This is a genomic window from Labrenzia sp. OB1 (assembly GCF_001624695.1).
Classification (GTDB): domain Bacteria; phylum Pseudomonadota; class Alphaproteobacteria; order Rhizobiales; family Stappiaceae; genus Roseibium.
In genome coordinates, this window is sequence record NZ_JSEP01000012.1 from 110,038 (window position 1) to 122,588 (window position 12,551).

10 protein-coding genes are annotated in these 12,551 nt (G+C 58.5%); 3 read left to right on the plus strand and 7 right to left on the minus strand.

Annotated elements, in window-relative coordinates:
- Window positions 1–90: 90 nt before the first annotated feature.
- The 7 genes from OA90_RS16890 to dusB form a co-directional block, all read right to left on the minus strand.
- Window positions 91–954, minus strand: coding sequence for a D-amino-acid transaminase (locus OA90_RS16890; RefSeq protein ID WP_068414455.1), 864 nt, complete (start codon window positions 952–954; stop codon window positions 91–93).
- Window positions 955–1,056: 102 nt separating this feature from the next.
- Window positions 1,057–2,433, minus strand: coding sequence for a Trk system potassium transporter TrkA (gene trkA / locus OA90_RS16895; protein WP_068414459.1), 1,377 nt, complete (start codon window positions 2,431–2,433; stop codon window positions 1,057–1,059).
- Between the two features lie 49 nt (window positions 2,434–2,482).
- On the minus strand, window positions 2,483–3,850 hold the full coding sequence (locus tag OA90_RS16900; protein ID WP_068414462.1) for a sigma-54 dependent transcriptional regulator: 1,368 nt from the start codon (window positions 3,848–3,850) through the stop codon (window positions 2,483–2,485).
- Window positions 3,840–6,095 carry a PAS domain-containing sensor histidine kinase gene (locus OA90_RS16905; protein WP_068414465.1) on the minus strand — a complete coding sequence of 752 codons (2,256 nt, stop codon included), beginning with the start codon at window positions 6,093–6,095 and terminating at the stop codon, window positions 3,840–3,842. Before OA90_RS16905 ends, OA90_RS16900 begins: the two co-directional genes overlap by 11 nt.
- Before the next feature lie 254 nt (window positions 6,096–6,349).
- Entirely contained in the window at window positions 6,350–7,789 is a 1,440-nt protein-coding gene (ntrC, locus tag OA90_RS16910; protein ID WP_068414468.1) for a nitrogen regulation protein NR(I), read from the minus strand.
- A gap of 2 nt (window positions 7,790–7,791) precedes the next feature.
- Window positions 7,792–8,943, minus strand: coding sequence for a nitrogen regulation protein NR(II) (locus OA90_RS16915; RefSeq protein ID WP_068414471.1), 1,152 nt, complete (start codon window positions 8,941–8,943; stop codon window positions 7,792–7,794).
- Window positions 8,940–9,881 (minus strand): tRNA dihydrouridine synthase DusB, encoded by a 942-nt coding sequence (dusB, locus tag OA90_RS16920; protein ID WP_068414607.1) that lies wholly within the window; start codon window positions 9,879–9,881, stop codon window positions 8,940–8,942. Before dusB ends, OA90_RS16915 begins: the two co-directional genes overlap by 4 nt.
- 226 nt (window positions 9,882–10,107) lie before the next feature.
- Here dusB and OA90_RS16925 point away from each other — a divergent pair, with 226 nt between their 5' ends.
- The 3 genes from OA90_RS16925 to OA90_RS28605 all read left to right on the plus strand — a co-directional run bounded on the left by OA90_RS16925 (window position 10,108) and on the right by OA90_RS28605 (window position 12,450).
- On the plus strand, window positions 10,108–11,373 hold the full coding sequence (locus OA90_RS16925; protein ID WP_082837101.1) for a bifunctional 2-C-methyl-D-erythritol 4-phosphate cytidylyltransferase/2-C-methyl-D-erythritol 2,4-cyclodiphosphate synthase: 1,266 nt from the start codon (window positions 10,108–10,110) through the stop codon (window positions 11,371–11,373).
- Window positions 11,370–11,879 (plus strand): CinA family protein, encoded by a 510-nt coding sequence (locus OA90_RS16930; protein ID WP_068414474.1) that lies wholly within the window; start codon window positions 11,370–11,372, stop codon window positions 11,877–11,879. Before OA90_RS16925 ends, OA90_RS16930 begins: the two co-directional genes overlap by 4 nt.
- Before the next feature lie 103 nt (window positions 11,880–11,982).
- Window positions 11,983–12,450: a hypothetical protein gene (locus OA90_RS28605; protein ID WP_156510536.1), complete on the plus strand. Its 468-nt coding sequence runs from the start codon at window positions 11,983–11,985 to the stop codon at window positions 12,448–12,450.
- Window positions 12,451–12,551 lie beyond the last annotated feature (101 nt).

A 12,551-nucleotide genomic window follows, 5' to 3' on the forward strand; every position in this document is an offset into this window, starting at 1 on the left:
TGCCGCTCGCTTTTTGCATTGCCCACCAGATAGAACTGTCTGCCCCAGTTCCATATTGTATCTAATTTCTGCCCAACAAGCCCAGTCGAATCATACCATCTGGAAATCAGTAGCAGTATGGAACAGTTCGCGCAATCGGGTTGCAACCGTACCCGGGTGCCCATTTCCGATCACCTTGTCGTCCACACGCACGACCGGCAAAACGATGCTCGTGGCCGCCGTTACGAATGCTTCCTTCGCATCGAATGCCTCTTCGAGGCTAAATGGCCTTTCTTCAAAAGTCAGCCCCTCTCGGCGAATAAGCTCAAGGACAACTGCCCGGGTGATACCCTTGAGGATCCCGCTCTCGGCCGGCCGCGTGACGAGCGTCCCCTCCTTCGTGACGATCCAGGCATTCGTTGACCCGCCTTCGGTGACGAAGCCGCTTGTATCGACATACCAAGCCTCCTTGCCACCATGCTCCTTGGCATTCTGCTTTGCGAGCACATTGGGCAGCAACGCCACGGTCTTGATATCGACCCTCGGCCAGCGATTCTCGGGATAGCTGACCACAGCGATGCCTTGCGCTGCCTGCTTGTTCGCAGCTTCGGGACTGGTTGAACGGGCGGTTACGACAATGGAAGGCGCAACGTCATCGGGCGGGAAAAAGTGATCGCGCCTTGATACACCCCGGGTGACCTGAATATAGACCAGACCGTTACGCACCATGTTGCGCCGCGCGACCTGACGCACCACGAACTCAACCGCAGCCCTTGTCATCGGCCAGCCGATGCGCAATTCTCCCAAGGATCTGTCGAGACGGTCCAGATGCCGGGGCATGTCGACGATCTGCCCCTGCCAGACTTCGCAGACTTCGTAGACGCCGTCGGCAAACTGGTAGCCCCGGTCTTCCACGTGCACTGCGGCATCCGCATGACGGACATACTGACCGTTGACATAGGCAATCCGGCTCATGTTTCCTCCAATGAAGGGCGGTCCTATCCGAACCGATTGGTTTCTCGTGAAATTTGACCAGAAGATGCGTCAAACGCAAGGCCAGAAAGCAAGCGAAACGCCTTAAAAGAAATCCAGGCTGACCCGGAACATCTGTTCGACCTGACGCACCCTATTCGCAACCGCAAAAATGACGATGCGATCCTGGGCCTGGATCTGAAGATCGCCGTTCGGTGTCAGGACTTCTCCGCCGCGGAAAACCGCCCCCACACGGATACCGGAAGGCAGATCGATCTCCCGCAGGGGTTTTCCGACCAACGGGGACGTGTCCAGCGCCTCGGCCTCGACGATTTCCGCCGCACCGTTCTGGAGGGAATGAACCCCCCTGATACGGCCCCGGCGCACGTGTTGCAGAATGCGCGAAATCGTCACTGCCCGGGGATTAATGAAGGCATCGATCCCCAGGGCATTGGCAAAAGCCGGATAGCTGGGATTGTTCAACAGGGACAGAGACCGCTTGCAGCCGAGCTTCTTCGCCATCACCGACGAAAGGATGTTGACCTCGTCGTCGTTGGTCAAAGCCACCATCGTGTCGGCATCGCCTGCATCGGCCTCGTGCAGGATGGTTTGATCCAGTGCGCTGCCATGCAGGATCACGGACCGTTTGAGATCGTCCGCCACTTCCATGGCCCGCTCGCGCGACGCCTCGATCAGCTTGATCTTCGTTCCCGACTGCCTCTGCTCCAGCGCCTTTGCGACATAAAGGCCGATATTGCCTCCGCCGGCGATCACCACCTTGGCCGCTTCCGGCTCTTCATGGCCGAAAATGCTCAGCGTGCGGCGCACCTGGTCGCGCCGCGCCACTACGTAGGCCAGGTCGCCGGTCAGAATGGAATCGCTGCTCTTGGGCACGAAAAGCCGGTTGTTCCGGTAAATTCCGACGACAACGGCACCCAAGTCCGGAAACAGTTCCGTCAACTGGCGCAACGGCGTGTCGACGACCGGGCAGTCCTCCTCGCAGATAATCCCGACAACCACCACGTGGTCGTCCGCGAACCGCACTGTTTCCACCGCACCCGGCAAAGCCAGACGGCGCAGCACCATTTCGCCAACTTCGATTTCCGGCGAAATGATCACGTCGATCGGCATGTGGTCACGGGAAAAGAGATTGCGCCACCGACCCTGCAGATAGGATTGCGCCCGGATACGGGCGACCTTGGTCGGCACGTTGAACAGCGAGTGCGCCACCTGACAGGCCACCATGTTGACTTCGTCGTACAGGGTGACGGCGACAATCATGTCGGCTTCTTCGGCACCGGCCTGGGCCAGAATATCCGGATGTGCCCCGTGCCCCACGAATCCGCGCACGTCGAGCTGGTCGCCTATGGCATTGATCAGTTGCGGAGAGGAATCGATCACCGACACATCGTTCTGCTCCGCAGCGAGGCGTTCGGCAATGCCGTAGCCCACCTGTCCAGCGCCGCAAATAACGATTTTCATGGGAGAAACCCTTTCCCGCTCTGCCGTCTAATTCTTGGCTTCACGCCCCTCAGGTCATGCCCAGGGTTTTGAGTTTGCGGTGAAGCGCAGACCGTTCCATACCCACAAATTCAGCCGTCCGCGAGATGTTCCCGTCAAATCTTTTGATCTGGGCCTGCAGATACTCGCGTTCGAATATCTCGCGCGCCTCCCTCAAGGGAACAGACATCAGGTGCTCGCCAGTTCCCGATGTCGGCAGATTCGGCAGCGTTTCGCCGATTTCGGCGGGCAGCAGGTCGGCGGTTATCGTACTGTCCGGGTCGCCGCGGCTCAGGATCAACAAGCGCTCGACGTTGTTGCGCAACTGGCGGACGTTTCCCGGCCAGTCATGTGTCTGCAGAACCGCCATGGCATCGTCCCCGATAGGCCGGAGCGGGAGGCCGGAAGCCGACGAGATCTGTTCCATGAAGTGGTGGACCAGAACGGGAATATCCTCGCGCCGTTCCGCCAGACCCGGTACGCGCAGGGGCACCACGCTGAGCCGGTGATAGAGGTCCTGCCGGAAAAGCCCGGACCCGATGTGTTCTTCCAGGTTCTTGGACGTGGAGGACAGGATCCGGATATCCACCTGCACCTTCTGCGTACCGCCGACACGGGAAAAACTCTGCTCGACAAGCACCCTGAGGATCTTTCCCTGGGTCTCCGCCGGCATGTCGGCAACCTCGTCCAGATAGAGCGTGCCGCCGTGAGCCTCCTCAAGAGCGCCGATTTTCCGAAGGCTGCCGCTGTCGTCCTCGATCCCGAACAGCTCTTCCTCCATACGCGCCGGCGTGATGGTCGCCGCGTTGAGAACAACAAACGGGCTTTTGGCGCGCGCCGAAAGATCGTGGATCATTCTGGCCGCACGTTCCTTGCCCGCCCCGGAGGGGCCGATGATCAGGATGCGGCTGTTGGTGGCGGAAATCTTCTGAATGGTCTGTCGCAGGTTATGTGCTGCGGAAGAGTTGCCGACAATATCGCTGGTTTCACCACTGCGCTGTTTCAGATCGCGGATTTCGCGCTTCAGGCTCGAAGCTTCCAGCGCGCGTTCGACAATATGAACAAGACGATCTGCCTTGAAGGGTTTTTCGATGTAATCGTAAGCGCCCCGCTTGATCGCCGAAACGGCCGTCTCGATATTGCCGTGACCGGAAATGATCACCACTGGCAGATCCGGATCGGATTCCTTCAGAACATCCAGAAGCGCCAACCCGTCGAGCCGGCTGCCCTGCAGCCAGATATCCAGAATGACGAGAGATGGCCTGCGTTCCTTCACCGCGGCCAGCGCGCGGTCGGAATCCGCGGCTGTCCGGGTTCCGTAGCCGTCGTCGTCAAGGATACCGGCAATCATTTCCCGGATATCGGTTTCGTCGTCTACGACAAGAATATCATGCGCCATGGGCAGTCACTGCTTGATCTCTGTCCTCGGTCTCCGGTTCGCTTTCGGCATGGGCTGCCAGTGTCAGGCGAACGAGAGTTCCCGTGTCTTCAGGGTTGGATTTGGGAGCGTCGAGCAATTCGATACCACCCCCGTGGTCTTCAAGAATTTTCCGTACGATGGCAAGGCCGAGGCCCGTCCCCTTTTCACGCGTGGTCATATAGGGCTCCAGCAGGCGGCTTCTGTTTTCTTCCGGCAAGCCGATGCCGTTGTCTGTGACGTCGATCACGATCCGCCCACCGGCATCCGCGCGCAGAGTCACCGTGACACGTCCGTCCGGCTGACCCTCGCCCGTCCTGGCGCTGACCGCTTCGGTCGCGTTTTTCACAACGTTCGTAAGCGCTTGTCCGACAAGCCTTGCATCGAAAACAGCCTCGACCGGTTTATCCGGCACCTCTGCTTTCACACTGATTTCCGGATTTGCGACCGACTGCATGAAGGCGGCATCCCGCACCGCTTCGCGAAGATCGCCCTTAGACTTTGTGGGTTTGCGCATACGTGCAAAGGAGGAAAATTCATCCACCATCTGACCGATGTCGCCAACTTGCCTGACGATCGTATCTATACATTGATCGAACACCTCCCGGTCTTCTTCAATGCGTTTTCCATAGCGTCTGCGGATACGTTCGGCGGACAGCTGGATCGGCGTCAGCGGGTTCTTGATTTCATGCGCGATCCTGCGGGCAACATCCGCCCAGGCGGAATTGCGCTGTGCGGAGACAAGATCGGTAATATCGTCCAGCGTCACCACGAAACCATGTTCGCGGCGGGTCGACTGTTCACTGGTGATACGCACATTGATCGTACGCAGCCGCCCGCCCCTGGCGATCTCGACCTGCGTTTCGGGAAGCCTGTCCCCCGGGCCTTGAAGGGCTTCCGCAATACAGTCCTGCAACTCAGGCACAACCTCGATAAGGGACTTGTTGAGGATCTGCACTTCGTCCAGCATGAGGAGTTCCAGGGCTGATCTGTTGATCAGCATGATGGAAGCCTCGTCATCGACACCGATCACGCCGGTGGAGACACCGGACAACACGGCCTCGTTGAAGCGGCGACGGCGATCAATCTGTTCGTTGGCGGCAAGCAGTGCGTCGCGCTGACCGAGAAGCTGCCCGGTCATCTTGTTGAAGGTGGTTCCGAGGTTCGCAAGGTCTCCGCCGGATTTCTCGGTCCCGACCTTCACCGCAAGATTGCCTTTAGAGACTTCATCTGCCGCGGAAATCAGCGCGCGGATCGGAGATACCAGTCGGTTGGCGAAGCCGAAACCGATCCAGATGGCCGACAGCAACAACACAAGCGCCACACCGAGATAGACAAGTGCGAAGGCGATCTGCACGCCGAAGCGGCTGCTCTCCATCTGCTGGTATTCGGACGCTCCGTCTTCGGCCAGGCGAAGATATTCAACCACGCGCGGATCGATGGCGCGCACCGCATAAAGATAAAAGTTGTCGTAGGCCGACAGCTTCATCACACCGCCGACGATGTTGGAACTGCCCGGGGCGATCAGAATCGGATCGCCGGATTTGGCCTTGAAGAAGCTGTCGGCGGGAGGCAGCGGAATATCCGCATTGGGATCGAGAATGATCCGCGTCACCACATCACCGTTTTCATTCAACATGAAAGCGCCGAGAATGCCGCGCAGCGAGACCTGTGTGGAAAAGAACTGGTCGAACCGTGAGGGTTCGAAATCATAGACCGCCTTGGCCCGGTCTATGTCATTCGTCATGGCGATCAGATCGCCGCGCAGCACTCTGGCATGTTCCTGAAGATAAGCCTGCGCCACGGTCAGGGCGTTGTCGATGATCTGGCGCGTGCGTTCCTCGAACCACCGGTCAAGACCCCGATCAAGCGTTATGGCGGCCAGTATGGCCATCAGAACGGCCGGAACAGCCGCAACCACGCTGAACAGGGCAACAACCCGCACGTGAAGCCGTGCGGCGGCGCGTCCCCGCCGCCGGGCCTGCCAGAGTTTCAGGATCTCGAAGGCGATGACACCAAGCAGAACGGCGGCCAGGGCGCCGTTGATCGTCATGGCGGTCTTGATGACGTCCTGGGTAGGATCGATCGACGTGAGGCCCATCAGAATGGCGAAAGTCACACCGATGGAAATCAGGGCGACAACCATTATCGCCAGACCGGCGCGTCGCCAGATCCTGCCGGCAGCGCTCGACTGCGCAACGGATTTCTGTGCCGCTTCTAGTATCATTGAACCTCGAACAAATGCCATCGGGAACGCGGCACAGGCTTCTAGACTGCTTGCGGCAAACTTATCACACAATGTTGCGAAATTGCGACAGGGTTGGTTGAAGGATGAAAAAATGCGGTGGACGAATGACCGCATCCCGGCGTTAAACAGGATATCGCTATTTTTATCCCTTCCGCCGCGCGCGGAATCTGATCTGGCGCGCGGCCTTTTTTGCCGGTCATCTGCAGTCTAGTGGCCCAACCTGCTGAGGAGCCCTAGCGGGTCGAACGCATCACCTGAATGTCCAGATCCCGGATTTTCTTGCGCAAGGTATTGCGGTTCACCCCGAGCAGTTCTGCGGCCTTGATCTGGTTGCCGCGGGTTGCGGCAAGCGCGGCGCTGATCAGGGGATATTCCACCTCGCGCAGAATTCGGTGATAGAGGCCAGGAGGCGGAAGCGCATCACCGAAGGTGTCGAAATATCCGGAAAGGTAGCGTTCAACGGAACCGCCGAGATTAACGCTCTCGGCCGTCTCCTCTTCCATGGAGGAAACAGACGGCTGGCTCAGTTCGTGCTCCAGCAGATTTTCACTGATCACATCCTGCGGATAGAGCGCGGCAAGCCGCCGGACAAGGTTCTCCAGTTCCCGCACGTTGCCCGGCCAACGGTAGCGGCGCAGCAGGTTGAGAGCGCTCTGGTCTATCTGCTTGGCGGGCAGGCCTTCCTTTTCCACAAGGCTGAAAAAGTGACGGACGAGATCGGGTATGTCTTCCACACGCTCGCGCAGCGGTGGCAGGCGTATCGGCACCACGTTCAGGCGGAAATAAAGATCCTCACGGAACAGTCCCTGATTGATCAGGTGGCGCAGATCCTTGTTTGTCGCTGCAACAATCCTGACATCGGTCTTGATCGGCGTGCGGCCACCAACCGTAGTGTACTCGCCCTGCTGCAAAACACGCAAAAGCCGGGTCTGCGCCTCCATCGGCATATCGCCGATCTCATCCAGAAACAGCGTTCCGCCGTCGGCCTGTTCGAAGCGGCCGGAACTGCGGTTCTGCGCGCCCGTGAAGGCGCCCTTCTCGTGGCCGAACAATTCAGCCTCAATCAGATCTCTCGGGATTGCCGCCATGTTGATGGCAACGAAGGGTCCGTTGCGCCGTTTGCCGTAGTCATGCAGGGCGCGCGCAACCAGTTCCTTGCCGGTCCCCGACTCGCCGTTGATCATCACCGTGAGATCGGTCTGCATCAGCCGCGCCAGAACCCGGTAAATTTCCTGCATGGCAGGCGAGCGGCCAACCAGGGGCATTCCTTCGCCAGCATCGTCCAGTTCGACGGCCGGACGCCTCTTCGGCTCTTCAAGCGCTCGTTGAACAATACTCGTCAACTCTTTGAGATCAAAAGGCTTAGGAAGATACTCATAGGCACCTTTTTCAGACGCCTTGATGGCTGTCATGAAAGTGTTCTGCGCACTCATGACCAGTACCGGAAGGTCCGGCCGCATCTTTTTCATGCGGGGCAGAACGTCGAAAATGTTCTCATCCGGCATGACAACATCGGTAATGACGAGATCTCCGTCTCCCGAAGACACCCACCGCCACAATGTCGAGGCATTCGACGTCAACCGGACGGTATAGCCGGCCCGGGAAAGCGCCTGATTGAGAACTGTGCGGATAGCCGCGTCGTCATCTGCAACTAGGATCGTGCCTGTCGGCATGGTCAATCAGTTCCTTTGTTCGGCTTGTCGATTTCAGGCTGTCCATCGCCTGAAAACGCGGGCATCAGGATCCGGAAAACGGTTTTGTGGCGCTGGCTGTCGCATTCGATCACGCCGCCATGGTCACCGATTATCTTGGCGACGAGCGCCAGTCCGAGGCCGGATCCGTTGGTTTTTGTGGATATGAAAGGCTCGAAAAGATGCGGCAGCAGATCTTCCGGCACGCCGGGACCATTGTCCTGTACGCAAAATTCAAGCGGTAGCCCGACCTTCTCTGCCGTACCGGGAACGGACAGCCGCACACCGGGACGGAAGGCGGTCGAGATACGGATCTCACCGTCCGGGTCATCGCCGATCGCTTCGCTGGCATTCTTGATCAGGTTCAGGAAAACCTGGATGAGCTGGTCCTTGTTGGCAAACACAGCCGGCAGGGAGGGATCGTAAATTTCATGGATCTTCTTGCCGCGCGCAAAGCCACTGTCGGAGAGCCGTTTCACATGATCGAGCACCACGTGAATATTCACCGGCTCGCGCTCGATTGGCCGCTCGTCGGAGAAAACCTCCATCCGATCGACAAGTTTCACGATCCGGTCCGTTTCATCCATAATGAGGCGCGTCAGGGCGCGGTCTTCATTTGGAACCGACTGCTCGATCAATTGCGCCGCGCCGCGAATGCCTGACAAAGGGTTCTTGATTTCGTGAGCCAGCATGGCGGCCAGACCCGTGACAGTGCGGGCAGCCCCTCTGGAAGTGAGCTGGCGGTCGATCTTTTCCGCCATCGTGCGTTCCTGAAACATCAGCACGACGGCGCCCGGGCGATCTGCGACGGGGGCGGCGTTTATGTCGACCACCCGTGGCGCGCCTATGCGCGGAGTGCCGATATCGACCTTGTACTCGTTGACCGCAGCGCCGCGGTCGCGCACCTGTTCGATCAGGGTCAGGAGCGGACTGCCGAAAGGAACAAAATCGCTGATGGGGTGGCGTCTCAGGACCGACACACTTGAGCGCATGAAGATCTCCGCCGCCATGTTTGCCGATTCAATGACACCGTCGGGCGCCACGAGAAGCACCGGATGCGGCAGGGCATCCAGAATGGTCGGCCCGTCGCTGGCAAGTGCGGCCGTCCGGCCTGTCGCAGACACAAAATCCGTCACGCGGCTGTCCGTTTGTTCGAGGAAGAAAACCAGTCCGCTGCAAGACGCATCACCTGCGCCGGCTGACTGGACGTCATAAGCGTTTTCCGGAGTGCTCCGGAACAGGCGTCTCCGCCGTCGGCAGCGTCCATGTACCAGCCGAGATGCTTGCGCGCGATGCGCAGCCCCTGCGCCTGGCCGTAGTGGCTCAAAATGGCTTCATAGTGCTCGTTGACCAGGTCGGCCAGATCAATGCCGGCCGGTTCCGGCAGACGCTCTCCCGTCGCCAGGAAACGGCTGACATGGCCGGGCAGCCAGGGCCGCCCATAAGCGCCACGGCCAATCATCACGCCATCTGCCCGCGAAGCCGAAAGCATACGTGCCGCGTCCTCAAAAATTTTGCAGTCGCCATTGGCGATCAAAGGTATTGAAACCGCATCCCGAACGGCTGCGATAGCCTCCCAGTCTGCGGTACCCTTGTAAAACTGGCAGCGCGTGCGTCCATGAACCGTGATCAGTTGAACGCCGGCGGCCTCGGCGCGCCGCGCCAGTTCCGGCGCATTGATGGACTGCTCGTCCCAGCCAAGTCGCATTTTCAGGCTCACGGGAACTTCGACGGCCTTCACGGTCGCATCGATCAGCGAAAGAGCATGATCGAGATCGCGCATCAGCGCGGAGCCGGAATAGCCGGAGGTCACTTTTTTGGCCGGACAGCCCATGTTGATGTCAATGACGTCTGCGCCAAGACCGGCAATGACCTTCGCCGCCTCCCCCATCCAACGCGCCTCACGGCCCGCGAGCTGCACCACATGCAGCCCCTTGCGCTGTGATTCCGCACGCATCTGGGTTTCCGCGTCCCCTCTCATAAAGGATTCGCTGGCGACCATTTCACTGACCACCATACCTGCGCCATATCTTGCGGCCAGCCTGCGGAACGGCAGATCGGTGACGCCGGACATCGGCGCAAGCACCGCCCTGCCGGGTATTACATGACGTCCAATAGAGATCGTTTTCATCACTGGCGACACAAGGCTCTCTTCTTCTGCTCATTGCCTGTGCATTTTACAGATTGCCTATATTGTAGACAAATTCCGCAGCGCAACAAGTCAAAATTTGCAGTCGATACAAGTTCTTCGTTAAAGACGGTCAGATGGTTTCGGAATGCCCCCTGCAAGGAGACCTTAAATGGCCAAAACGGCGGCAGCCCTCGTTGTTGCTGCTGGGCGTGGGTCACGCCTGGCGGATCCACGAACTTCAGTGCCCAAACAATACCGGCTTCTTGCCGGGCACCCGGTGCTGACCCATACACTGAACGCTCTGGGGAATCATCCCCGGATTTCACATATGGTCACCGTCATGCATCCGGACGACATCGGCCTTTATGACGAGGCCGTTTCGGTGGCCTCCGAGACCTGGTCGCACAAACTGGTCCAGGCTGTATTCGGAGGCGAAACCCGGCAAGAGTCCGTTCATGCGGGCCTCAAGGCTCTGTCAGCCACCTCCTGCGACTACGTCCTGATCCATGACGCCGCGCGTCCCTTTCTGATCCATGACGTCATCGACAGGGTGCTCGATAAACTTGACGGCGGGGCGGAAGGTGCGCTTGCCGCCACGCAGGTTGTCGATACTCTCAAGAAACAGATAGAGCCCGGCCAGCCGCTGGAAACAATTGACCGGGAGAACCTCTGGGCAGCACAAACGCCGCAGGCATTTTCGCTTTCGCGGATTTCCAGAGCTCACGAAAACGCCGCGCAAGCCGCTCACACGGCCTTTCCCGACGACACCAGTCTTGCGGAATGGGACGGAATGACGGTCGTCCTGAGCGCAGGCGATCCCGCGAATTTCAAGATCACGACCGCAGCCGATCTCAGGCGTGCGGAGCAACAGGCGAGTTTGCTGACAATGTCCCAGCCCCATTCCACAGACCGCCCGCTTTCCGAACTGACCGATATACGCACCGGCATCGGTTACGATGTCCATGCGTTCGATGACGGTGACGCGGTCATTCTCGGCGGCGTTAGCCTGCCCCATACACAAAAGCTCAAGGGCCACTCCGACGCCGATGTCGTTCTGCACGCCATTACCGACGCGACGCTCGGCGCAATCGGCGCAGGGGATATCGGCCAGCATTTCCCCCCGACAAATCCTCTTTGGAAAGGCGCATCTTCCGCCATGTTTCAGGAAGACGCCATGCGCCGGCTGTCGGACATGGGTGGCCGCCTCGCTCATATCGACGTGACAATCGTCTGCGAGGAACCGAAGATCGGCCCTCACCGGGACAGGATCCGCACGTCGATTGCGGAAATCTGCCGCCTGCCGCTGTCCCGGGTCTCCGTTAAGGCGACGACTTCGGAAAGACTGGGCTTCACCGGCCGCAAGGAGGGAATCGCCGCCCTCGCCAGCGTGACGGTGAGACTGCCTTTCGAAGAATATGAAGGAGACGCAACATGACTGACAGGACACCACGCAGTCTCGATGACCTCACCCCGCTTGCGCAAACCGTTCTCGATGCCTTGACGGCCGCAGGCAAGATGGTGGCCACCGCAGAATCCTGCACCGGAGGCCTGATTTGCGGAACGCTTACGGAAGTCGCGGGCTCATCCGCAGCTGTCGACCGCGGCTTCGTCACCTATTCCAATGAGGCGAAAACCGAGATGCTGGGCGTGCCCGCCGACCTGATCGTTAAAGTCGGCGCCGTCAGCAAGGAAGTCGCCATTGCCATGGCGGAAGGCGCTCTTGCGCGATCCGACGCGGACGTTGCGGTTGCCGTTACGGGAGTCGCCGGCCCGGGTGGAGGCAGTGAGGAAAAACCGGTGGGAACGGTTCATGTCGCCGTCGCGTGCAAGGGAAAACCATCCGGTCATGTTCACTGCTGGTTTGCGGATAGAGGCAGAAAGTCCATCCGCCTCGAGACGGTACAGACTGCCTTAACATCTATTCTAAATGCGCTTTCCTGAGTAAAATATCATTAATATTACAGTTATTTACGACTGGATTATCTAAACTTGAAAAGTACTGTTGCCTCCATCAGAATTCTTCTGCCCCCGAAAGCAGCAATACATGAAGATAACATCAGCGACGATTTTTGTAATTTTATCCGTCGGCAGCACAGTATTTGCGGATAATTTTATACAACTTGGAGATTTTTATCTTATTTCGCGGGATCGTTACGGTTACTTCGTCGGAAGCCACAAACTTTTTAGAAATAACTACAGGGGACTAAATAAAGTTTCCTACTGCAACCGCGACTATTTCGTGCGCAGCCATTCCGTCGCCTGGACGGAAGTCGAGAGCCGTCGCGGCAATGTCGTGCGCATCGAGTATAATTTCGGCCGCGGCTGGAGACCCATATGCGAAGGTCCGCAAGATCAGGTCACCTTGACGGATATCGGGATAGACATGAGCGCCGACGACGTTCTTGAGACCGCGGACGAGAGCGCCGCTGGCCAGAGCCGTCTGTCCTCTATCGGAGCCATGTTTCAGACCGAAAATTCTGGAAACACAGACAGCGGTTTTCACAAACGCTGACTTGTCTGTACTGCCGATATCTCACACAGTTTGCCTGTTCAGGCTCATGAAGCATCGGGAGTATAAATTTTTAATAAAAGCAGCCTCCATTTCGAAACAGC